A 23,128-nucleotide genomic window follows, 5' to 3' on the forward strand; every position below is an offset into this window, starting at 1 on the left:
AAGGCATGCTTTTATGTGCGCGAAGCAGTGCACAAGCGGCCTCCTTGACTAAGATATATGTATCACTGCGGATCAACTGTCATGTCTGTAGCTCGATAAGGCTTCTTCCGGTCCGCCACCCTCCAGCAGTACCATAACCGCATAGGAGATCGTATCCATCCAATCGTCGAGGGTGTTGATCTGCTCTACGGTCAGCAGGTTGTTTCGCTGCAGCATACTATCAGGATACAATGCCCATGCCCGTGTATATTGGCAAATCCCCCACAGAGCGGCAATCAGCTCCCGTTCTACGGATGTTTTCTCCAACTCATCTGCCAGAACTTCAATGATGGTCATCAGCTCATGAAAATTACCCTCAATCAGTTCCCCCTGGAAGGGGCGGAGCATCCCTAGAAATCCGTTTTGCATTTTGGGATGATCCAGATCATCGTGAACAAAAGAATGACAACGTAACAGCTCGCGAGCCTCCTGTTTATTCATTCAGTTCCTTAATCTCTGCACGGATACCTCTGCACAGAAAGCTACCTGACAGCCCCGACAAGGCATCGATATCAACGACCATGTCTGCTTCTTCATAGCGGAAATCAAGCTGCAAGATGATGTTTTCTGTTTCTACAGGAGTTAATACATGCTCTTTGGTTTCCAGAAATGTAAAAGTCACTGCATAGCGTGGGACGTCTTTTACTGGAGCTTCAGGGATTACAGGTGCCTCAGCCGAAGGCTCCAGATCCGGTGATTTAGGGACAAGCACGCTAGCGTAGGATAGCTCAATCGTCAGCGTAATCTGGTCTTTCGTCATATTAGCAGCTGTAATTCGGTCATAATGAAAGGGAGGAAAATAGCCGAGCTTCTCGACAATGCTGTCTGCTCCTTGAATAGAAACGGTTGGAGAGAAAGCCAGTTCCAGTCCGATGGACCCTGCCAGTTGGTCTTCATATTCTGGATTGATACGTATAAGGGCCTGTTTCGACTCCACTTTCAAAATCGTGCCTATAAAATACTGTTTGCCATGGATCAGAACAATATCATGCGGAACGAACGGCAACGCTCCCCCGGCTTGATAATGAATGAGATATTCGTTCTCTTTTTTTTCAACCTTTTGAACTTGAATTTGCATAAATTGCAGCCTCCTGGGGTTAATAGTATGACGGATTGTTTAAGTGTGTGGTAAAGGGAACGGAGTCCACGATTGAAAAACATACTTCATATCCGGGGTATCCTGTTCAAGCATAAATGGAAGAATATCCATAATAGCGCGTGCTTTACTGCCAGCATAAAAGTTACGCGAGCTGTATAGTAGCTTGTTTGCCTTTAACCACTGGCTCAGCTTTATCATAACGTCTTCGACGATTGCTTGATCGATACTTTCATAAACGTCCTGACGGATTGAAACGAGCATGCCGCAATGATTAGAAGATTGGCACATGGGGTCATTGGACAAAAGAATGTACACTTCCGGCGTTGTCCCTTTGTTATAGGATGATTTGATACTGGGAGCCTCGATAGCTAGCATCAGCGGAATCAATTCATCATCAGTTACAATGCGGAGCAGCTCTTGCAGGTTGTTAACCACAAGCATCCATCCTTTATTCATGAATTACCAATTCTTATACCATAATATATGACATGAAGATCGAATTCACCTTTTACATTGACTGTGGTACTGTTCATTAAAATCGTTTGGAAACCAGTTCAACTTCGCGTATACTAGGAAAGTCATAGATGGAACGGGCCTGAGCCGCATTGCGGCCGTATGTTGGTTACATGAACAGATTCAACGATAACGGATAAGCTCCCTTCCTGAAAAGGGTAGAATGAGAACCGATACAAAAATGGGAATTCTGAACTATGGAACGATAGATGTCATATGGCACATGAACCTATTTTACGTGACACATATTGAATACAGATAAGGGAAGTGAATACCACTTGAAGAATTTTGCAGCATTAGGTGTAGAGCAGCATTGGGTAGAAGCCTTGAAAGAACAGGGAATTTCATCCCCAACTCCTGTACAGCAGGAGTCGATTCCACTGTTGATGGAAGGTCAGGATGTTATCGCCGAGGCACATACGGGAACCGGGAAGACGATTGCGTTCTTACTGCCCATTTTGCAAAAAATGAATTTGGACAAGCGTCATCCACAAGCGCTCGTGATTGCACCGACGCGTGAGCTGGCGCTCCAGATTACAGAGGCAGCGAACACGTTGGCCGCTACAGAGCCAAGCTTGTCATTACTGGCTGTTTATGGAGGACAGGACGTAGAGCGTCAGCTTCGTAAACTGAGAGGCGGCGCACAACTGATTATTGGTACACCTGGGCGACTGCTGGATCACCTGAGACGTGGCACGCTGGATCTGGGTGGCATTAAAATGCTGGTCCTGGACGAAGCAGACCAAATGTTACACATGGGCTTTTTGAACGATGTGGAGACGATTCTTCAGGAGGTTCCTTACCGGAGACAGACGATGCTGTTCTCGGCTACGATGCCAGCCGGTATTCGCAAGCTGGCTCGTGTCTATATGAACGAACCCGTAGATGTCAAAGTGAAATCCGCTTCTTCCGTTCCGGTGAGCCAAATCCGTCAGGTCGTTGTGCAAACAACAGACCGTGGAAAGCAACAGGCATTGGTGGATATGCTGAATACGGATCGTCCGTACTTGGCTGTTATTTTCTGCCGTACGAAGCGCCGGGCTGCCAAACTGAACGAAGAGCTGCAAGAGATGGGCTTTGAGAGCGGTGAGCTTCACGGAGATTTGTCCCAGAACAAGCGGGAGCAAGTGATGAAGGCGTTCCGGGAAGCGAAACTCCAATTGCTCGTAGCGACTGATGTAGCTGCGCGCGGCCTGGATGTAGAAGGCGTCACGCATGTCTTTAACTATGACATGCCGCAGGATGCCGAAAGCTACATCCACCGCATCGGGCGTACCGGCCGTGCCGGAGGCAAAGGGGTGGCGGTGACGCTCGCCACGCCAAGGGATGTTCCAGAGCTTCGGAACATCCAAAGAGTTGCTGGTGTCACATTCACCAGCAGTGAGGGCGGCGGACAGCGTAGACCTGCTTCCGATACGGCTGATCGGCAAGGTCGAGAACGCCGTTCGGGCAGAAACGACCGCCGTTCCTACGGCGGCAACGACTCCGGCGGTGGACGCCGGGGCAGCGGCCGCGAACAGGCGGGCCGTCGTGATGACACAGGCGGCGAACGTCGCTCTAGCCGCGGCAGTAGCGAGCGCGGCGGATATGACCGCAGCAGCGGCGGTTCTGCACGCGGAGGCCAAGGCCGCTCGGCAGGACAAAGCAGCGAGCGCGGCGGATATGACCGCAGCAGCAGTGGTTCTGCACGCGGAGGCCAAGGCCGCTCGGCAGGGCAAAGCAGCGAGCGCGGCGGATATGACCGCAGCAGCGGCGGTTCCGCACGCGGAGGCCAAGGCCGCTCGGCAGGACAAAGCAGCGAGCGCGGCGGATATGACCGCAGTAGCGGCGGTTCCGCGCGCGGAGGCCAAAGTGGCCGCGGTGGACAAGCCAAAGGCGGCCCGCGTGGTGGTCAAGGACAAGGAGGCCGTCGCGGACGGTCCAGATAGTTAAAACAGGAGTATTCTCATAGAATGCTCCACTATGGTTATCATAATAGCCCCGGGGAGGCTCATCTTCCGGGGCTATTGTAATCTTCACCCATACCGCTGAAGGAGCAGCACCATAAGATGACATGAGACATGAGTAGCGGAACTACCTTGAAATATACGATTAGCGTTTAGGATACATTTTTCAAAAGATAAATTTGGAGGGGTTATACATCATGCAGGAACAGGATATGGGCAAGCGCGCCATGGTCTCAGCATGGATCAGCCTGATTAGCAACATCCTATTAACCGGCATTAAAATTATTACAGGACTTATGTTCAACAGCAAGGTGCTGGTGGCCGATGGTGTGCATAATGCCGGGGACGTGATTGCCTCTGCAACGGCACTGGGAGCGATGCGCATATCCAGCCAGCCGCCGGATGAGGATCATCCTTATGGTCACGGCAAAGCAGAAGTGATCGGTGCAAGCGTGGTGGCAGTCATATTGTTCGGAGCGGGCATATTTATCGGCTATCATTCCATTGCAGCACTGTTCGAACCGATGCCACAGGAGCATATACTGGCATTGGTGGCCGCCATTATTTCCTTGCTCTGGAAACAGTGGCTGTATATCTACACGATTCGTATCGGGAGAGCGGCCAATAGTCAGGGTCTTATTGCAACGGCAAAAGATCATCTCGCTGATGTGTACGCCTCTGGAGCTGCTGTACTGGGTATCGGCTTAGGGCTAATTGGGGAGCACTGGAGCATTTCAATCTTATCTTACGGCGACCCTATTGCGGGATTCGTAGTAGCATTGCTAGTTCTGAAATTGGCGTGGGAAATGGGCCGTGAATCCATAGATGTGCTTATGGAAAAAGCGATTGCAACGGAGGAAATTGAAAGCTACGCCGCAGCCGCACTGAGTGTAGCCGAGGTTCAACGTATTGACCGTATCCGTGCCCGTGAGCACGGCCATTATATTATTGTGGATATCCGCGCTTCAGTGGATGCCTCTTTGACGATTCAGCAGGGACACGATATTATCCGACTGATTAAGGGGGCTGTTATGAAGCGGGAACCGCGGGTTTATGAGGTGCTTGTCCATTTGAATCCATGGTATGCGGACGACCACTAGAACAGACGATGCGAATTGACAGATAACTTGCAGGGAGGGTATGCTTTTAAAAGCCGAACGATGATGAATAAAAGCGAGGTTACCCGAAAATATGCGAAAATTTTTAAAATGGTTAGGCATTTCTGTGACTGCTGCGGTTCTTTTAGTAGGCGGATATTATACGTATTCTATATATCATTTTACGAATCAAATTTCGGTTGCTTCCGGACAGGATTCGAAATACAAACCGCAGGCACAAACTCAAACAAATGTACAACCTGTAGAGGTATCGCTCCCACCGGAATGGGATGGGACAGAAAGAGTGAATATTCTGCTGCTAGGCGGCGACTCCCGTGGAGAGGATTCAGGGCGTTCTGACTCCGTTATGGTTGCTTCTATTGATCCGGTTACGAAAAAGGCTACACTTATGTCGATTCTTCGTGATACGTACGTCAATATCCCAGGTCATGGGCAAAGTCGATTGAATGCTGCTTTTTCCTACGGTGGACCGGATTTGACCAGACAGACCGTGAGCGACCTGCTGGGCATACCGATTCAATATTATGTATATACTGATTTTAATGGCTTTATTGCGCTGGTTGATTCTGTGGGTGGTATTGACCTGGATGTCGAAAAAGATATGCACTATACCTCCAAGGCAGATAAACACCAGTTTGATATTGATTTGAAAAAGGGAATGCAGCACATGGACGGTAAAACAGCCTTGCAATATGTACGCTTCCGTCATGATGCGACTTCCGATTTTACGCGCACGGAGCGGCAGCGCAAATTCATTACCGAGCTTGGCGGTAAAATTCAGTCAACCTCATCTCTAATTAAACTGCCGAGTATTTTAAATAGCATTTCTCCTTATATTGAAACGAATCTGAGTACTACGGAAATGCTGCAATTGGCTTCATTGGGCTTTAATATCGATGCAACAACAGTAGCGAAGCAGCAAATCCCGCCGAATGAATTGGTGCGCGGGGAAACCATTAAGGGTGCGCAGGTGTTGGGTGTGGACGAAAGAAAGCTCAAGCGCTTCATACAGAATCTTTTTGAACAGGAGAACAAACCTGTGACCACGACGGTGGATGCTGCAACCACGATAAATGATACTCCATAACCCTCAAAGCAAGCGAAGTTCGTACGATGACGTACAACTTTGTTTGCTTTTGTGTTTATTTGGGTATAACCTTGTATATTTTGTTCCAAAAATATATCGTATCTATGAAGAATGTATACTCATTTGTGTAAAGAGAAGGGGAATGTGGTGTGGAAATAACTCCGGCATGGAAAGACCGATTCAAGAAGTTTTTTCTGAACAACAAGTTTGTGTTATTCCTGCTGGTACTGCTGCTGATCGGCTTGAATATCTTGGTGCTTACCAAAATTTCATACATATTCACACCTGTCATGGTGCTGCTGAAGACGATAATTCTCCCTGTCATTTTATCCGGCGTCTTGTACTATCTGCTCAATCCATTGGTTGATGTACTGGAGCGCAATAAGGTGAAACGAATATACTCCATTATTGTACTGTTTTTGCTCATTATAGGGGTTATAGCGATTGTGGTTACATCGGTAGTACCTGTAATCCGCGATCAAATACAGGGGCTTATCCAGAATTTCCCTGCCTATAGCGAGCAAGTACAACGACAATTCGAGAAACTGATCGGCAGCGATTTTGTAAACCAGTTCCAGAACACCATTCAAATTAATCCATCTGAGCTGGCCTCCAAAGCTTCTGAAAAGTTATCTAGCTTTATTAATAATGCATGGACGGGTGTGGGCAGCTTCTTGGGCGTGGTTACAGAAACGGTACTTGCGATTGCCACGGTTCCATTTATTCTGTTCTACTTGCTAAAAGATGGACACAAGCTGCCACAGTTTATCCTGAAAATGCTCCCGCCTATGTTTCGTAAAGAAACAGATCGCATTATGACCGAAATGAACCATCAGGTCAGTTCCTATATTCGTGGGCAGATTATTGTCAGCTTCTGTATTGGGGCGCTGTTGTATATTGGTTACCTAATCATTGGATTAGACTACTCTCTGACGCTTGCAGTCATTGCATCCTTTACGAGCGTTGTCCCCTACTTAGGTCCCGTCATTGCCATTACACCTGCGTTAATTGTAGCCTTGGTCACCTCACCGATTATGCTGCTCAAGATGGTTATCGTGTGGACAGTCGTACAGCTCATTGAGGGTAAATTTATTTCTCCACAAATTATGGGCAAATCTCTTCGAGTACATCCGATCACGATTATCTTTGTTATTCTGACGGCAGGCAATTTGTTTGGTGTGGTGGGAATCGTACTGGCGGTTCCAGGTTACGCTGTCTTGAAAGTAATCGTTACACATCTGTACAGTTTCTTTAAAAAGCGTTCGCATCTCTATGAGGCGGATAAAGGGAACACAAGTCTTTACGAAAAATAAACTTTTCCACTATAAAATCGATATTGACCCCTCTTGGGTAACTGTGGCTTTGCGTGCTATAATTAATGTCTATCCTTATTCCAAAATAGAAAGGTCAGACTTTTATGATAAAACTCAGCATTCTTGACCAATCTCCGGTATCGGAAGGCATGACGCATGCGCAGGCATTACAAAAGACCGCTGAGCTTGCTATAGAGGCGGAACGCTTGGGTTATCATCGCTTTTGGGTATCAGAGCATCATTCTGCCGCAAATCTCGCAGGCTCCAGTCCGGAGGTACTGATTTCACATCTGGCCGCCCGTACCTCAACCATTCGAGTGGGGTCGGGTGGTGTGATGCTGCCCCATTACAGCGCTTATAAAGTAGCGGAAAACTTCCGTGTGCTGGAGGGATTGTATCCGGGACGCATTGATTTAGGTCTGGGACGAGCGCCCGGAGGAATGCCCATTGCTACCAGAGCCCTGCAAGAAGGCAAAATGCGAGGTGGTGTAGATCTATACCCTGAGCAGTTGGATGACCTGTTAGCTTATTTACATGACAGCACGGGCAATAATCACCGTTTCGGTTCGCTACAGGCGATGCCGCTTATAGAAACTGTACCGGAAATATGGTTGCTCGGCTCCAGTGGTGATAGCGCAGGTCTGGCAGCCGAGCGTGGCGTGGGCTTTGCGTTTGCGCAGTTCATTAATGGTGAAGGCGGCACAGGGGCTATGAAGGAATACCAGGAAAGCTTCCAGCCTTCCCAGCATAGTGACCAACCACGTTCGCTTGTTGCCGTATTTGCGATCTGTGCGGATACCGAAGAGGAGGCGAATCGGTTGGCTTCCAGTATGGACTTGTCTCTTGTTCTATTAGAGCAGGGAATACGCTCCGCTGGAACACCTTCCGTCGAAAAGGCACTGGCGTATCCGTATACGCCGTTTGACCGGATGCGGATTCGTGAGAATCGCAAACGTATGGTGGTCGGTTCGCCCGAACAGGTGAAGCGTCAGATTGAGCAGTTAAGTAAGGACTATAATGCACAGGAGATCATGGTTGCGAGCATTATTCACGACTTTGATGCCAAAATAAAATCTATACGTCTTATGGCTGAAGCATTTGGACTGTCTTCTATACAGTCATAATGCGATTCGCCGGATTTTAAAGATCACAGCTTCGAGGAGCTGTGATCTTTTTTTGAATTTTTTGAGGGAATATTGGATGATATGCACTGTATGATATAGGAAATAAACCAGTTAACACTTGATAATGATTATCAATATCTTTATTATATAAAGATAGAATGAAGTTTTGATGAAAGTCGTGCGTTAAGCCCGTGACTATATATATTGGATAAGGGAAAGGGATGATTCCAAATGTTTCGTCTGAAAACGGCAAATCTGGATATTGCTTATGAAGATCGATTGATTGTAGAAGATCTGAACGTAGAAATACCGCAAGGGAAAATCACAGCCTTGGTGGGCGCAAATGGTTCTGGCAAGTCCACCATTCTGAAGACGATGGCTCGCATCATGAATCCTAAGGGCGGCAGTGTTCTGCTTGACGGTAAATCCATTCATAAGCAATCCACCCGGGAAGTAGCTAAACAGCTGGCTATTTTGCCACAAAATCCGACTGCACCGGAAGGATTAACCGTGACGGAACTGGTATCTTACGGACGTTTCCCCTATCAAAAAGGTTTTGGTTCTATGAAAGCGGAAGATCGCAAAATGGTGGAGTGGGCCATTCAAGTAACGGGAATGAGCGAGTTCCACGATCGTCCGATTGATCAGCTTTCTGGCGGTCAGCGTCAGCGTGCCTGGATTGCTATGGCGCTTGCGCAGGATACGGATATTTTGTTTCTGGATGAGCCGACGACATTTTTAGATATGGCACATCAACTGGAAGTGCTGCATTTGCTAGAGTATCTGAATACTTCGGAGGAGCGCACCATTGTTATGGTCGTACATGATTTGAACCATGCAGCCCGGTATGCTCAGCATATGATTGCGATCAAAAAAGGGAAAGCTGAGGCGGTAGGAACTCCAACTGAGGTTATGTCCCCTGATGTGCTGCGTGAGGTGTTCGGGATCGAGGCGGATATTGTAACAGATCCTCGTACGGGTGTACCGCTCTGTCTTCCGTATGCTTTGGCTGGACAGCCTGCGGTAAGCCAAGCAGTAAAAGAAATGAATATGGAAGATAAGCAACCTGTGGGTTCTGTTGCTGAGCGACGTGATGCTAGAGCACAAGTAGCGGCAAGAGGTTAAAGAGGACATACCATGAGACCACTGGATTACGATCAACTTGAGCAACTAGCGAAAATAGTGAGGGTCACGCCGGAGGATGCAGTATATTCCGGGCCAGTGGCCGAATGGCTTGAACCAGAGAAGAGCCGCTCTGTGATGGAGTATTACGGCGATCTTCTACGTGCTGAAGACGATTTAACCGCAGCCGTTTATTTTGTGAACCAGTTGCGTGGTCTCGTGTTTGCACAGCATTTTATGGTGTCACTGTGTGAACGCCGTTTGGATCTGTCCGTATCTAATCTCAGATTTCATATTTGTTATGAAGGTCAATATCCCTCTATTAGCCTCCAGGTCATCGACCTAACAGAGCTGGACAATATGCGGAACAATGGGGATGACCATTCTTCCAAACAGGCTCAGCAAGTGTTACGTGACTTTTACAGTTTGCAGATGCGGCCCATATTGGAGGCAATAGCTGCAGTGGGGAGCGCATCTATTGGGCAAATGTGGGGACAGTTTCCGTTGACATTGCTGTATTTTAAGGATAGAGTACAGCCATCGTTGACTGATCCTCAGGATGTGGAGCGCTTTGAACAAGATTATATTTATGTGACACGTGAGCTGAAGGGAGAGGTATTCGGGCGTAAAAGAAATCCGTTTACGGTTCGTCTCATTGAATTGGACAATCCTTACCGCCCCGGTGAAAATACCTACATGAAACCGTCCTGTTGCCAATATTACAAGACAGGTGGAGGCCAGCGGTATTGTTATGCTTGCCCAAAAATGTCCGCTTCCGAACGCGGAGAACGCAGACTCGAAGTGATGGCATCACGGTAAAGTATCTGCGGATGTTGGCATGTCCGTCACGTTTTGGTTAAAATAGGTTATGTAACCTAAACCAAGCGACACGAAGGAGGATGCTGTATGTCTGTCTATTCACATAATGCCGTAACACCAGCGAATCAGGAGGTTTCTCTGGATACTTACACCGGTAAGGTGCTGGTTATTGCGAATACCGCCAGTAAATGTGGACTTACTCCGCAATATGGGGATTTGCAAAAGCTTTATGACGAATATAAGGATCGAGGATTAGTTGTATTAGGCTTTCCTTGCAACCAATTTGGCGGTCAGGAGCCGGGCAGCAGCGAGGAAGCGGCTGAATTTTGCCAACTGAATTACGGGGTTAGTTTCCCGGTATTCGCCAAAGTGGACGTCAACGGACCGGATACAGCGCCTCTGTTTGAATATTTGAAAAAGCAACAGCCTGGGGAACAGGAAGATGGGACAATTCAGTGGAATTTCACGAAATTCATTGTGAATCGTGAAGGTGTACCTGTGGGTCGTTTTGAACCGAAGGAGTCACCAGAAGCGATGAAAGCAGCCATTGAGCAATTGCTATAGTAGCTTTGCCTTAACTCCAAAGTATATGTTTAAAAAGGTCTGATTTCCTGCGTGTCTCCGGGAAACAGACCTTTTTTTTGTTCTCTACATGTGCATTTATTTAAGGGTGGTCGCATCATGTGAAAGTCGACTCCAAGGGCATAATCAGAGGGCTTACAGGGAAAACTGAATGAAGCAAAAAAATATTTCAGCAAACAGTTGATTTTGTATATCCTTTCTTTTTTAAATGTGGACAAATTGTGAATATCACGAAAAGCTATTGTAATGTGAAAAATATCACACTATAATAAGCGCATGAAGTGAAATAAATCACAAACGCAAACGAGCTGGTTACGTGAAACTATTCACAATTATTATACATTTTATGCCCACACACCAAGGAGGAATTTAACATGAAAGTAGCAGTTATCGGATGTACACACGCAGGCACGGCAGCTATCGTCAACACAGCTAAATGTTATCCAGATGCAGAAATTACCGTTTACGAGCGTAATGATAATATTTCATTTTTATCTTGTGGTATTGCGCTGTATGTAGGTGGTGTCGTCAAAGATCCACACGGCCTGTTTTATTCGTCTCCAGATCAACTGTCTGACTTGGGTGTAGTGACCAAGATGCTTCATGAGGTAACGAGTGTGGATACGGCAGGCAAGACGCTGCATGCACGTAATCTCCAAACAGGTGAAGAATTTACAGACACATTTGATAAATTAATTGTGACCACAGGATCATGGCCCATTATTCCAAAGCTGGAGGGCATTGAACTTGATCATATTTTGCTCTGTAAAAACTATAATCATTCCAATGATATCATTGAGAAAGCTCAGCACGTACAGAACATTACAGTCGTCGGGGCTGGATACATTGGTGTTGAACTGGTAGAAGCTTTTCAAATGAACGGTAAAAACGTAACGCTGATCGACAGTGCTGATCGTATATTGAATAAGTATTTGGACCATGAGTATACAGACCGGATTGAAAGTTCCCTGAAGGAACATGGCATTAAGCTGGTACTTGGCGAGACGGTGAGTCGTTTTGAGGGTACGAACGGTAAGGTGAGTAAAGTCGTGACCTCTAAAGGAGAATATGAGACAGAGCTTGTTATTCTCTGCATTGGTTTCCGACCTCAAACGGATCTGCTCAAAGGTCAGGTAGATATGTTGCCTAACGGTGCGATCATTGTGGATAACTATATGCAAAGTAGCTGCCCGGACGTGTTTGCAGCAGGTGATAGTTGTGCAATCCGCTATAATCCGACAGGTAAAACGGCTTATATCCCTTTGGCAACCAACGCAGTTCGTATGGGTACGCTGGTAGCACGTAATCTGGTACAACCAACGATTGCCTACATGGGAACCCAAGGAACTTCGGGTATCAAAATTTACGAAGACAATATCGCAGGAACAGGCTTGACGGAAGCGGCGGCAACGGACGAAGGCATGACTGTAGAAGCTGTAACCATTGAGGACAGCTACCGGCCTGAATTTATGCCAACCTCCGAAAAGGTATTACTGAAAGTGGTATATGAGCAGGAGACACGAAGAATTTTGGGGGCTCAAATTATGTCGAAGGTGGATTTGACGCAATCCATTAACACGCTATCCGTAGCCATTCAAAATCATATGACCATTGACCAGTTGGCCTTTGTCGATTTCTTCTTCCAGCCGCATTATAACAAGCCTTGGAATTTCCTGAACGCAGCAGGTTTACAAGCATTGCCTACAATATCCGAACGGAACCCAGTTACTGTATAATTCGGTTTGTCTGTGACATTGTTCATAAGTTTGTCAACAATCTGAGGCGTACGGACGAATCCTTATAGTACAATATAGAGTAGCATAAGGATCAGGGGGGAAGTAGCTTATGGGTTTGTTTTATATCCTTTTTCTTGTAGTCGTGGCGCTGGTAGGCCTCGGTGGAGTTATTTGGTTCTTGAGAGCAGTTGAAAAGGAAGAATACAATTAAATGTAAAGCGCGTAGTAGCGCAGTAGATGTAATAATACAGAAAGACAGTCCTTTTTCCAAGGGCTGTTTTTTTATAGTTGAGAAAGTGATTTTTTTCACAAACATAATCACTGATTTTAAATAAAATATGAAAGAAGAATATTTTAGTGAAAAGATATTAAAGGAGCGGGGACATATGGCGAGCTATAAACCGGGGCAAATTGCTGAAAAGACGGTGGAAACAGGAGTGGCCAAGGCGAACAACCCGTGGACTGTGGCGGTGGTACTGGGATTTTTGGCAGGTGCATTTATTGCACTCGGGTTTTTGCTGGATATACGTGTTATTGCAAGCGCGCCTAAAGAATGGGGAAGCATTGCCACCTTTATTGGAGCTGCGGTGTTCCCCGTAGGTTTGGTATTAGTTTTGATCGCCGGCGGAGAATTGCTGACCGGCAATATGATGGCGGTCCCTTTGGCGAGATGGGCAGGACGGATTAAGACAGGAGCCATGCTTCGTAATTTGGCGATTATTACGCTCAGTAATTTTGCAGGTGCGTTATTCGTTGCATTTTTCTTTGGGCATGTGCTGGGTTTGACAGAAACGGGCCCTTACCTGGACAAAGTGGTGGATATGGCAGGACATAAGCTACATGAAAGCTTTTTGCAGTCTTTTATATCGGGTATAGGATGTAACTGGCTCGTAGCACTGGCTGTATGGCTGGCATATAGCACAGACTCTATCGGTGGCAAAATTATGGGGATTTGGTTCCCGACAATGGCCTTTGTCGCTATTGGATTTCAGCACGTTGTTGCCAATATGTTTCTCATTCCGGCGGCTATTTTTGCAGGCCACTTTTCGTGGGCAGATTATGTTATGAACTTCATTCCGGTCTGGCTGGGGAATTTGGTAGGAGGTAGCCTGTTTGTGGCTGGAGCCTACTGGTTGGCCTATTTGAAAAAGCCTCAAACCAACGCACTTCCAGCGAATGAATCTCCAACTACTTCTTCGGTTGCACATCAAATCCGTTGAGTGGTCCTGCTTAATTACGGTACTTTAAACAGCAATGAACAAAGCAAATCCGCCATGACAGGCCCGGGGGAACGAAACCTGTCATGGCGGATTTTTTTGGGAGTGGTCCATGATTTGGCATGGAGGATGAGTGTGCTCTCGTCCATGATGCCTTGATCTTTTTTTACCCTCGGTAAGATATGATGAAACAGGATGTTGAAAAAAATTATGATTCTAAAAAAATCCGTTTTGCTCTATGCAGCAGACGGATTTTTTTAATATTTTGGAGAGCGGCTGTGTGGGAAAATCCTTCTCTTGCCATAGGCCAAAGCTGTGGATATGATAAGATCAGTGTAATTTTTGGAAACGGTAACGGAAAGGAGCATCAACACTATGGATCATCGTAATAGCGCGCCTCCTGAGGCCACGCCTCAACAAGACTTACAAATGGGGCAGCGGATGACGGAGCAGCAGGACGGTATCTTTCCAGCTGTATGCCCGTTAGATTGCCCGGATACGTGTGGGCTCCTGCTTCACAAGGAAAATGGAAAGATAGTCAAGGTGACTGGGAACCCGGATCATCCTATTACCAAAGGGGCTATTTGTAACAAAGTTCGCAATATGACGGAGCGGGTATATGATCCTGATCGGGTGCTCTATCCGTTGAAACGTATAGGCCCCAAAGGAGAAGGGAAATTTGAACGTATTAGCTGGGAGGAGGCAGTCGATACCATTACAGGTCGGTTCAAGGAGCTGATACGTATGGACGGACCGGAATCTATTCTCCCCTACAGCTTTTATGGCAATATGGGCGTATTGAGTGTGGATGGAATGGACCGCAGATTTTTTAATGCGCTGGGTTCAAGCCAACTGGATCAGACGATATGTAGCGTGGCAGGGAATGAAGGCTGGGCGTCCGTTATGGGTTTTAAGGGCGGCACCAGCCCGGAGGACACAGAGGATGCAGACCTCATTATTGTGTGGGGCGGAAATGTCATCAGCACCAACATGCATCAGGTAGTATTGGCTGAGAAAGCACGTAAAAAAGGTGCTAAGGTAGTTGTTATTGACGTTCATCGCAACCGGACGGCGCAATGGGCGGATTGGTTCATTCCGTTATATCCGGGGACGGATACGGCGCTCGCGCTGGGTGTTATGAATGTGCTGTTCGATCAGGGACTGACGGACGACGAATTTTTACGTCGCTACACGGTAGGTCATGAGGAACTGCGCGAGCATGTTAAGTCGTATACACCAGAGCGGGTTTCGCGGATTACTGGCGTGCCGGAAGCGGATATTATCCGTTTGGCGGAAATGTACGGAACTGCGCGAGCAGCGTATATCAATATCGGTAATGGGCTTCAGCATCATGATAATGGCGGTATGAACGTACGCGCGGTTACATGCTTGCCCGCGCTCACTGGACAATGGCTGAAGCACGGTGGGGGAGCGTCGCGCTCCAATGGCGCTTACGCCAAAATTAACGGTGCCCATCTGGCGCGTCCTGATCTGCGACAGAACCCGGATGCCCGGGTGATCAACATGAACCGGATCGGAGAAGCGCTGCTACAGAAGGAACAGCCGATTAAGGCGTTATTTGTATACTGCAGTAACCCGGTAGTTGTAGCTCCCGATTCGGAACGGGTGACTAAAGGATTTGAACGAGAGGATTTGTTCACAGTCGTACATGACCTGTTTCTTACGGATACGGCCCGTTATGCCGATATTGTGCTGCCTGCAGCGTCTTCCTTTGAAGGTACAGACCTATATAAATCCTACTGGCATCACTATGTCCAGATGCAGGAACCCGTCATTGCTCCACTCGGGGAAAGCAAAAGCAATTATGAGCTGTTTAGCCTGCTCGGACGGGCTATGGGCTTTGACGAAGCTGCCTTTACGGAAAGTGAAGAGGACATGATCGTGGGCGCGCTTGATAATCCAACGAACCCTTATCTCAACGGTGTAACTTTGGGAGCCTTGAAAAAATCACCTTTTGTAAAGCTCGATATGACGCCAAAGGCTACTTATTTGGATCGTTTAACCACGCCTTCAGGCAAGATTGAGTTGTATTCGGAAAAAATGAAACAAGCAGGTCTGCCCGCGATGCCTTCTTATGTGCCGCTGATTGAAGGGTACGACGGAGAGCATCGACCGCAAGCGGACGAGCGGTATCCATTAATGTTTATTTCACCGCCAAACCATAATTTTCTGAATTCTACTTTCGCTAACTTGCCCAAGCATCAGCGACTGGAGCGGGAGCCCTTGCTACAAATTCACCCGGAGGATGCTCAAACAAGGGACATCGCGGATGGGGACCCGGTTACCGTATGGAATGATCGGGGGACGTATGAGCTGAAAGCCAAAGTCACCGATCTGATGCTGCCCGGTACAGTGATTAGCCAGGGATTATGGTGGGAAGGCAAAGGACGCAGACAGCGTGCCAATGTGTTAACCTCTGATCGGCTGTCGGATATGGGACAGGGGGCTACTTTCTTCTCAACGGTGGTGAATGTGAAGCGCCAATGAGATAATGCCTTTTATGGCGTCAGATGCAAAAGGAGAAACAAAAGATATGAAATGGTTGGAGTCTTATCCGAAAGAAGTGAAAGTGTTTCTCGTTGCTAGTCTGATTAATTCCGCTGGAAGTTCCCTGATGTGGCCGTTGGTTAGCATGTATGTGTTTGACGAGCTAAACCGTAGTATGGGAGATGCAGGGATTGCGATTTTAGTGCAATCTCTGGGCGGAATTTTTGGTCAAGTGCTGGGCGGAGCCCTCTATCACCGTATTGGAGCCAAGAAACTGATTGTTGGCTCACTCGCGATGAACGCGCTGGGACTTCTCGCGCTTCCATTTACCAGTGGCCATTGGGTAGCGTTTGTCATCATGATGGGCTTTATCGGCTTTTTTAATGTCGTATCTGTGCCGGCGATTCAGGCCTTTGTAGGTTTTCGTTTCGCTGACCGTCGTGGTGAGCTGTTTAATATTATTTATGTCGCTAACAATATTGGGGTTGCAGTGGGTACGGGATTGAGTGGCGTTCTGGCTGACCTTTCCTATCAGCTCAGCTTTGTGATGAATGGGGTGACTTCTGCGGTATTTGCCGGATTCTTCTGGTCTTATCTCAGTAGGGTGGATCGGGAAGAGGGAGAAGTGCAGCTCAGTAAGTCCGTGAAAAAAAGAGAGGAAATACCAGCTCGATTGCTGTTTCGTGATACCAGACTGTATCTCTTTGTGGGGTTAGGTTCGCTTTTTTTATGGTTCGGGAATTCGATCTGGAATACAGGAGTGTCTCCCCATATTATTGAGCAGGGCTTGCCTAAAACGATGTATGGATTACTATGGACACTGAATGGTATCCTTATTTTTGCCGCACAGCCGATTATTTTCTGGATAAAACGTCTGTATGCCCGGCATGCTTCAGCCCAAATGACATGGGCCGGCGGATTTTACTTATCTGCTTATATCGTCATGCTGGGTACACAGAACTATACGGGGATGATATTCGCTATGGTCCTGGCGACCCTGGGAGAAATGCTGATTGCACCTGCGGTTCCTGCGTTCCTGTCTGATCATGGAGGTCGGGGTGCACCCTTTTACATTGGACTTGTGGGGGGCATTGGCGCAGCCGGACGGGTAATGGGACCTTATATTATGGGGAAGTTATATGATGGCGGTGGGTTACCGCCTACACTTTGGCTGGCAGCGGGCGTAGCAGTGTTGTCGATCCTGTTTTTCGTCCTGCATAGCTGGTTGAACGGTTACCGACATGATTTGGATACTTTTGATACTACTTCCAAGTCTGATGTTCCCAGTTCTTAAGTCCTAATAAAAGTTCAGTAATGAGCTGTGATTATGGTACAATAAGTGACGTATGATTGCAGTTATTGCTTCAGGAAAGCCTTCACAGGAAGGATTGAAAGGAATTGTTTACAAGTCAACCCTTGACGATACGTCATTCGGAGATGAAGGATGCTCCTGATCTGATTGCGCTGGATGAATTGGTATGGAATGAACGCACGGCTCCCGCTTCGCTGTCCTGGAAGTCGCGCGGAGAGTTTTTGCGCAATACGCCTCCAGGCTCTCAACTGGTCGCCATCGAACAGGAAGTGCTCTGCGGGTATATTGGATTTCGTCCTCCAACGCTGTTGGCTAGTAATTGTCATGTACTCGAAATAAATATAGCTGTACATCCAGCCTATCATCGCAAAGGTATTGGGACGGCGCTCATGAACTCCATGAAGGACATTGCAGCTGCCGAGGGCATACGCAAATTAAGTTTGCGGGTACTCTCGTGTAACATGGAAGCCCTTATGTTTTATGAAAAATGCGGTTTCGCGATTGAAGGACGTTTGCATGAGGAGTTTTACATAGCAGGCCAATTCGTGGATGATGTGTTAATGGCCTATTTCTTAAAATAGGCGGGAGGCTACAGACAGTAATATTCGGTTTTATGTCCGGCCTAAACCAACAACGCCGCAGACCTGATCAGGTCTGCGGCGTTGTTGTACAATACAATATTACCGAAGTTGCTTCCATTCATTTTGGAGCATACCGTACACTGCGTGGTTCATGTAGCCGTCGGGCAGCAATTCCGCTTCGCGTACAATGCCTTCGAGCACAAAGCCCAAACGTTCCGGAATGCCGCGGCTACGGCGGTTCGTAGTTGCGCATCGGATTTCGACCCGATGCAAGTCCAGCTCCATCAAAGCATATTCAACGAATACGCGGCAGGCGCTAGTCATTAGGCCTTGTCCTTCGTACCCGTGTCCAAGCCAATATCCGATGCTAACGGAGCGGTGAGTCCAATTGATCTCATGGTAGCTGATGATGCCAGCAAGCTCGTTGTCTATCCAAATTCCGGCGGTCAGACTACCGTTCTCTGCGGCTTGTTTCAAGGCGCCCTGCACGAACTGCTCTGTGTGGCTGATTTCCGTGGTAGAGTCTACCCATGGAAGCCATTGACGCAGGCGGTCACGGGACATTTCGATCAGCTCAAACAGAGGCTGCACATGCTCCTTGGTGAGCGGCCGAAGGACTGTGCGTTCGTCCAACGCATATGTAAACATGATTGATCCCCTCTTTCACTCGGAAAATCGCTAAACCAGCCAGTCTAGCATTTAATCCCATGCTACCTTATTCTGCGAGAGTCGTCAAAAGGGAGAGGAAGCTTCAAATTCAATAGGTCCCACAAGGAACCGTTCATGCTCGTATACATATTTTAGATCCAAATCCCCTACAAATTCGGTTGGGGATACACTGCCAGATAAAGTGGCTTGCAGAGGAAGCTGTTCAGCATCATACATTACGACAGAGCTAAAATCGAGATACTTTGTAAATTGGGCTGGATCATCGTAAAATACGGATGCTTTAGGGTTTATCGTGTGTGTAACACCGTCAATCGTGACAGCAATATGAACCTGGCGGTTGTGGTCACGTAGCTCCACTGAGCTATGTACGCGCTGGGACACAGCATCTACTGCCGATTCGACCGCATATTCTTCCATCGTGCGTGCGTTAACAATATGCAATTCCTGCAATTCGACACCCGTTCCCGAGGCACGTGTGAGGATCACGACGGCTTCACGGACACCATCCCCGTTCACATCCCTGTAAAATAATTGTGGTGCAGTGGAGATATCCGCCGAGCCTGACCATCGGAATGTGCGGCGTTGCTGGCCGATTTCCAGTACAGCTGATTGGAATAATCCCTGTGACGGATTAACGGCATATAAGCGGACGGATGAGTCTTCTGGAGCGCTGGCTAGCGGACGAGATTGTACGGTTTCGTTCACTGGGTCCGATGAAGGATGGCCGGAAGTCATGACGGAAGAGGACAAAAGCATAGACAGCAGGATCACAATGAGTAGCTTAAACACGGGTGGGTCTCCTTTTCCGGGCAAAATAAAAGATATATACACTATAACGAATTTATTTGCCGAAAATGTTAACTCTTTTTCATAACTTGTCACTTTTTTTGCTGAAGAGAGCATAAGGATTTTCATTTTATTGAGTTATGCGGTGTGAAAGGGTATATTTAAGGGAACAGGTTTTACACAGATTATACGGAAGAAAGGTTGATTAGCGTGGAGAAGCCGATCACTCCCCCCAATTTTATTAAAAATGTTATTGAAGAGGATCTACGTACGGGTAAGGTAAAGGAGGTTGTTACACGATTTCCGCCTGAACCAAACGGATATTTGCATATTGGACATGCCAAAGCTATCTGGATCAATTTCTCGTTGGGAGATGAATTCGGAGGACGCACAAATTTGCGTTTTGACGACACCAATCCGGCGAAGGAAGACACGGAATACGTGAACTCCATTCAGGAGGACGTGAAGTGGCTCGGTTATGAATGGGAGGAAAAACATTTTGCCTCCAATTATTTCGAAGAAATGTACAAGCGTGCCATCTTGCTGATCCAAAAGGGTAAAGCCTACGTGGATGATCAAAGCGCGGACCAAATCCGTGAAACTCGTGGCACATTGACCGAACCGGGGCAAAATAGCCCTTATCGGGATCGCAGTGTGGAAGACAATCTGAAGCTGTTTGAAGAGATGCGTGCAGGCAAATACCAAAATGGTGAAAAGGTGCTGCGTGCCAAAATTGATATGGCTTCAGGAAATATTAATTTACGTGATCCGGTTATTTACCGCATTTCACACACAGCACATCACAATACAGGCGACACATGGTGTATCTATCCAATGTACTCCTATGCTCATCCGCTGGAAGATGCGATTGAGGGAGTAACGCACTCGCTCTGTTCGCTGGAATTCGAAGATCAGCGCCCGCTGTATGATTGGGTTGTAGCTGAATGTGAGATGGAAAAGGTACCGCACCAATACGAATTTGGACGGCTGAACCTGGCTCAAACCGTAACCAGCAAGCGTAAGCTCAAGCTTCTGGTCGATGAAAAGCACGTAGATGGTTGGGATGATCCGCGTATGCCGACGATTTCCGGTTTACGTCGTCGCGGCTACACGCCGGAGGCCATCCGCAACTTCGTATATGAGACAGGCATTTCCAAAGCCTACGGAGTCATCGATTTGCAGGTACTGGAGCATTTTGTACGTGAGGATTTGAAGCTTAAGGCACCCCGTACGATGGCAGTTATAGATCCGCTGAAGGTGGTCATTACGAACTATCCTGAAGGACAAGTTGAAATGCTGGAGGCGGAAAACAATACTGAAAATCCGGAACTCGGTACACGCCAAATTCCGTTTTCCCGTGAGATTTATATCGAGCGTGAGGACTTCATGGAAAATCCGCCGAGCAAATACTTCCGTTTGTTCCCTGGTAATGAAGTACGTCTTAAGCATGCTTACTTCATTAAATGTAACGATGTGATTAAGGACGCAGACGGAAATGTAACGGAAATCCACTGTACCTATGATGTAGAAACCAAGAGCGGATCAGGCTTTACTGGACGTAAAGTGAAAGGCACGATCCACTGGGTAGAGGCTACTCAGGCTGTACCTGCCGAATTCCGTTTGTATGAGCCTTTGATTAACGCAGAGAACACGGAAGAGATTGAAGAGGATGCATCGGAAAAAACATTCCTTGACCAATTGAACCCGAACTCTTTGGAAATTGCTCATGGCTATGTCGAGCCGAACATGAAAGAAGCTCAATCACAGGACAAGTTCCAATTTTTCCGTCATGGTTATTTCAGTGTCGATCCGAAGCTTTCCCAACCGGGTAAGCCTGTATTTAACCGTGTTGTATCGTTGAAAAGCTCTTTCCAATTGCCTAAGCAATAGGCTGGTGGAAAGTGTGGAAGAGATGGTAGCTTCGTGCGACCAAGTTGAAAAGGAGTCTGCCGTCGGCAGACTCCTTTATTTTACGCATGCACACTCTTTATACATGGTCATTGACTTGACGATACTCTATTGTCTTTGCTAACAAGCCAGAAGGGAAGAGGGGATAGCTCATTCCTCTAGTGTTGTTAAGGGGCTTCTTCTATTCGTTTGTGCCCGCTGGCAGTCCTGGCTGATAACCGTTCTTGTACAGCATATACCACATGATAGCGAATCCCGCAGATCCAAGCAGGGCGAAGAACACCCCTGCATGGTACATCATTTCTCCACCAAAGTTCTGGAATAGCCAACCTCCCGCAAAACCTGCTACGATACCGGATATACCACTCCAGGTCAAGGTATATACGGCCTGTCCGGATGATCGGTATGCTGCAGGGGTAAATAGGACGGTCAACTGGGTGCCTACATAGAAGTATCCACCGAAGGTGACGCAATGAAGTGCCTGAATGAACACAATCTGAATCGGGTCTGTAGCCAGAGCCATCAGTTCCCAACGTAAGGCAAACAGCAAACTGACGAGTGCCAAACAGCCGACCATCACGGTCATTCTTTTCTTCAAGAAGCGATCAAACAGCAAAAATACAATAATTTCGAATACCGATGACATAAAAACAGCAAAACCGAGCATCTGTTTGGACCCACCCAGCTCGGTGATGTACAGGGACATAAAGGCGCTGTTGATCGAATTCGGGATGGATACAAGGATGCCCAATAAAATAAAGGATATAAAGTATCCGTTCATTAAAACACTGCCAAAGCCGCGCAAATGAATGGTTGCTGTCTCCACAGTGCTTTTCAGTGGTGGAATCGACAAGGTGCAGATCAATGCAGCCAGAAGAAGTACCGTAAAGATGGTGGATATGCTGGATATCCCCGTTTGGTCAATAACTATGCCGGCAACTGCTGCTGTCACAGCCCAACCGAAGGAGCCCCATATACGGAATGCGCCAAATTTCCGGTCTGTGCCCTCAATATAGCTGAGAATTAGGCTGTTGCTTTGCGCAAATAAAGGGCTTTGGAAAAAATAAAAACCAATCATCGACACATAAATCATGATATACGTATGGACATGAAACAAAGCTTGTAGCAATAACAAGGTACCTATAATCATAAATAGCAGAATACGTCGGAGGTTACGGCTCCGGTCGCTTGTATAGCCCCAAAAAGGGTTCGCGAATACGGATACAAAAGGCCCGATGGCCATCAGACTCCCGATCTCCAGCTTGTCCATGCCGATATCTTGCAGATACAACGGGAAGAAGCTGGAGAAAATGACCATAGCTCCATATAGAAAAAAATTATACAGTTTTAAGGAATATAGAGGAGTCTCTTGAATTTCTCTCTTTTGCAAGACAAGCCATTCCTTTCTTAGCCCGATAGAGAACTGCGCATCGATGCCGATCTGTGGGGAGGTTCTTTATTCCAATGTATCATGTGTTGAAAGGGTTAACAAACCAATAAATTAACAATTATGTAATAATTATTAGAAGATACTAATTTGATAATGGTTTAAGCAAACTTAAAGATTATTTCGCTATTTTACTAGTTATTGTTTTTGTTGTTCCAAGGGGCGACATGTAGACGAGCTACAGCATTGGAGACTATATATG

At 47.1% G+C, this 23,128-nt stretch carries 19 protein-coding genes and 1 pseudogene; 14 read left to right on the forward strand and 6 right to left on the reverse strand.

Going from position 1 to position 23,128, the window contains the following annotated elements:
- Window positions 1-72: 72 nt before the first annotated feature.
- From MHB46_RS16405 to MHB46_RS16415, 3 genes are all read right to left on the reverse strand, one after another.
- On the reverse strand, window positions 73-480 hold the full coding sequence (locus tag MHB46_RS16405) for a hypothetical protein (RefSeq protein WP_341162879.1): 408 nt from the start codon (window positions 478-480) through the stop codon (window positions 73-75).
- Complete coding sequence (locus MHB46_RS16410; protein ID WP_445667593.1) at window positions 473-976, reverse strand: immunity 50 family protein; 504 nt, start codon at window positions 974-976, stop codon at window positions 473-475. The genes MHB46_RS16405 and MHB46_RS16410 overlap by 8 nt, the downstream gene beginning before the upstream one ends.
- A 180-nt stretch (window positions 977-1,156) precedes the next feature.
- Window positions 1,157-1,594 (reverse strand): hypothetical protein, encoded by a 438-nt coding sequence (locus MHB46_RS16415; protein ID WP_341162881.1) that lies wholly within the window; start codon window positions 1,592-1,594, stop codon window positions 1,157-1,159.
- 335 nt (window positions 1,595-1,929) lie between these two features.
- Between MHB46_RS16415 and MHB46_RS16420 the strand changes: the two genes are divergently transcribed.
- The 13 genes from MHB46_RS16420 to MHB46_RS16480 all read left to right on the forward strand — a co-directional run bounded on the left by MHB46_RS16420 (window position 1,930) and on the right by MHB46_RS16480 (window position 18,116).
- Window positions 1,930-3,579: a DEAD/DEAH box helicase gene (locus tag MHB46_RS16420; RefSeq protein ID WP_341162882.1), complete on the forward strand. Its 1,650-nt coding sequence runs from the start codon at window positions 1,930-1,932 to the stop codon at window positions 3,577-3,579.
- Between the two features lie 215 nt (window positions 3,580-3,794).
- The gene (locus MHB46_RS16425) at window positions 3,795-4,697 is read left to right on the forward strand and encodes a cation diffusion facilitator family transporter (RefSeq protein WP_013312377.1); all 903 of its coding nucleotides are present in this window, start codon (window positions 3,795-3,797) and stop codon (window positions 4,695-4,697) included.
- 91 nt (window positions 4,698-4,788) lie between these two features.
- Window positions 4,789-5,802, forward strand: a complete 1,014-nt coding sequence (locus MHB46_RS16430; protein WP_341162883.1) for an LCP family protein — start codon at window positions 4,789-4,791, stop codon at window positions 5,800-5,802.
- Between the two features lie 149 nt (window positions 5,803-5,951).
- Complete coding sequence (locus MHB46_RS16435) at window positions 5,952-7,115, forward strand: AI-2E family transporter (RefSeq protein ID WP_341162884.1); 1,164 nt, start codon at window positions 5,952-5,954, stop codon at window positions 7,113-7,115.
- Window positions 7,116-7,219: 104 nt separating this feature from the next.
- Entirely contained in the window at window positions 7,220-8,239 is a 1,020-nt protein-coding gene (locus MHB46_RS16440) for an LLM class flavin-dependent oxidoreductase (protein ID WP_341162885.1), read from the forward strand.
- A gap of 231 nt (window positions 8,240-8,470) precedes the next feature.
- Entirely contained in the window at window positions 8,471-9,364 is an 894-nt protein-coding gene (locus MHB46_RS16445) for an ABC transporter ATP-binding protein (protein WP_025722201.1), read from the forward strand.
- A 12-nt stretch (window positions 9,365-9,376) separates the two neighbouring features.
- Window positions 9,377-10,180, forward strand: a complete 804-nt coding sequence (locus tag MHB46_RS16450; RefSeq protein WP_341162886.1) for a hypothetical protein — start codon at window positions 9,377-9,379, stop codon at window positions 10,178-10,180.
- 87 nt (window positions 10,181-10,267) lie between these two features.
- Window positions 10,268-10,744 (forward strand): glutathione peroxidase, encoded by a 477-nt coding sequence (locus MHB46_RS16455; protein WP_039271605.1) that lies wholly within the window; start codon window positions 10,268-10,270, stop codon window positions 10,742-10,744.
- A gap of 392 nt (window positions 10,745-11,136) precedes the next feature.
- The gene (locus MHB46_RS16460) at window positions 11,137-12,498 is read left to right on the forward strand and encodes an FAD-dependent oxidoreductase (RefSeq protein ID WP_069290565.1); all 1,362 of its coding nucleotides are present in this window, start codon (window positions 11,137-11,139) and stop codon (window positions 12,496-12,498) included.
- A 386-nt stretch (window positions 12,499-12,884) separates the two neighbouring features.
- Window positions 12,885-13,718, forward strand: coding sequence for a formate/nitrite transporter family protein (locus MHB46_RS16465; RefSeq protein ID WP_165177793.1), 834 nt, complete (start codon window positions 12,885-12,887; stop codon window positions 13,716-13,718).
- 372 nt (window positions 13,719-14,090) lie between these two features.
- Window positions 14,091-16,223 carry a molybdopterin-containing oxidoreductase family protein gene (locus MHB46_RS16470; protein ID WP_341162887.1) on the forward strand — a complete coding sequence of 711 codons (2,133 nt, stop codon included), beginning with the start codon at window positions 14,091-14,093 and terminating at the stop codon, window positions 16,221-16,223.
- Between the two features lie 46 nt (window positions 16,224-16,269).
- Window positions 16,270-17,517 (forward strand): MFS transporter, encoded by a 1,248-nt coding sequence (locus MHB46_RS16475; protein WP_341162888.1) that lies wholly within the window; start codon window positions 16,270-16,272, stop codon window positions 17,515-17,517.
- 104 nt (window positions 17,518-17,621) lie between these two features.
- Window positions 17,622-18,116, forward strand: coding sequence for a GNAT family N-acetyltransferase (locus tag MHB46_RS16480; RefSeq protein ID WP_103047379.1), 495 nt, complete (start codon window positions 17,622-17,624; stop codon window positions 18,114-18,116).
- Between the two features lie 99 nt (window positions 18,117-18,215).
- Here MHB46_RS16480 and MHB46_RS16485 read toward each other — a convergent pair whose 3' ends face one another.
- Window positions 18,216-18,764: a GNAT family N-acetyltransferase gene (locus tag MHB46_RS16485; RefSeq protein ID WP_028540721.1), complete on the reverse strand. Its 549-nt coding sequence runs from the start codon at window positions 18,762-18,764 to the stop codon at window positions 18,216-18,218.
- Between the two features lie 84 nt (window positions 18,765-18,848).
- Window positions 18,849-19,574: a copper amine oxidase gene (locus MHB46_RS16490; protein ID WP_341162889.1), complete on the reverse strand. Its 726-nt coding sequence runs from the start codon at window positions 19,572-19,574 to the stop codon at window positions 18,849-18,851.
- 207 nt (window positions 19,575-19,781) lie between these two features.
- Between MHB46_RS16490 and MHB46_RS16495 the strand changes: the two genes are divergently transcribed.
- On the forward strand, window positions 19,782-21,461 hold the full coding sequence (locus tag MHB46_RS16495; RefSeq protein WP_039272163.1) for a glutamine--tRNA ligase/YqeY domain fusion protein: 1,680 nt from the start codon (window positions 19,782-19,784) through the stop codon (window positions 21,459-21,461).
- A 185-nt stretch (window positions 21,462-21,646) separates the two neighbouring features.
- Here the strand turns inward: MHB46_RS16495 and MHB46_RS16500 are convergent.
- A pseudogene (locus MHB46_RS16500) lies at window positions 21,647-22,869 on the reverse strand (MFS transporter).
- Between the last annotated feature and the right edge of the window lie 259 nt (window positions 22,870-23,128).

Origin of the sequence: Paenibacillus sp. FSL H7-0703 (assembly GCF_038003485.1) — a bacterium.
Lineage (GTDB): Bacteria > Bacillota > Bacilli > Paenibacillales > Paenibacillaceae > Paenibacillus > Paenibacillus polymyxa_B.

Excerpts from the sequence above, each read along its gene's own strand:
- MHB46_RS16440 (WP_341162885.1), top strand. The coding sequence starts at position 7,220 with ATGATAAAACTCAGCATTCTTGACCAATCTCCGGTATCGGAAGGCATG.
- MHB46_RS16465 (WP_165177793.1), top strand. The coding sequence starts at position 12,885 with ATGGCGAGCTATAAACCGGGGCAAATTGCTGAAAAGACGGTGGAAACA.
- MHB46_RS16475 (WP_341162888.1), top strand. The coding sequence starts at position 16,270 with ATGAAATGGTTGGAGTCTTATCCGAAAGAAGTGAAAGTGTTTCTCGTT.
- MHB46_RS16405 (WP_341162879.1), bottom strand. The coding sequence starts at position 480 with ATGAATAAACAGGAGGCTCGCGAGCTGTTACGTTGTCATTCTTTTGTT.
- MHB46_RS16415 (WP_341162881.1), bottom strand. The coding sequence starts at position 1,594 with ATGAATAAAGGATGGATGCTTGTGGTTAACAACCTGCAAGAGCTGCTC.
- MHB46_RS16425 (WP_013312377.1), top strand. The coding sequence starts at position 3,795 with ATGCAGGAACAGGATATGGGCAAGCGCGCCATGGTCTCAGCATGGATC.
- MHB46_RS16455 (WP_039271605.1), top strand. The coding sequence starts at position 10,268 with ATGTCTGTCTATTCACATAATGCCGTAACACCAGCGAATCAGGAGGTT.
- MHB46_RS16445 (WP_025722201.1), top strand. The coding sequence starts at position 8,471 with ATGTTTCGTCTGAAAACGGCAAATCTGGATATTGCTTATGAAGATCGA.
- MHB46_RS16470 (WP_341162887.1), top strand. The coding sequence starts at position 14,091 with ATGGATCATCGTAATAGCGCGCCTCCTGAGGCCACGCCTCAACAAGAC.
- MHB46_RS16460 (WP_069290565.1), top strand. The coding sequence starts at position 11,137 with ATGAAAGTAGCAGTTATCGGATGTACACACGCAGGCACGGCAGCTATC.
- MHB46_RS16430 (WP_341162883.1), top strand. The coding sequence starts at position 4,789 with ATGCGAAAATTTTTAAAATGGTTAGGCATTTCTGTGACTGCTGCGGTT.
- MHB46_RS16450 (WP_341162886.1), top strand. The coding sequence starts at position 9,377 with ATGAGACCACTGGATTACGATCAACTTGAGCAACTAGCGAAAATAGTG.
- MHB46_RS16485 (WP_028540721.1), bottom strand. The coding sequence starts at position 18,764 with ATGTTTACATATGCGTTGGACGAACGCACAGTCCTTCGGCCGCTCACC.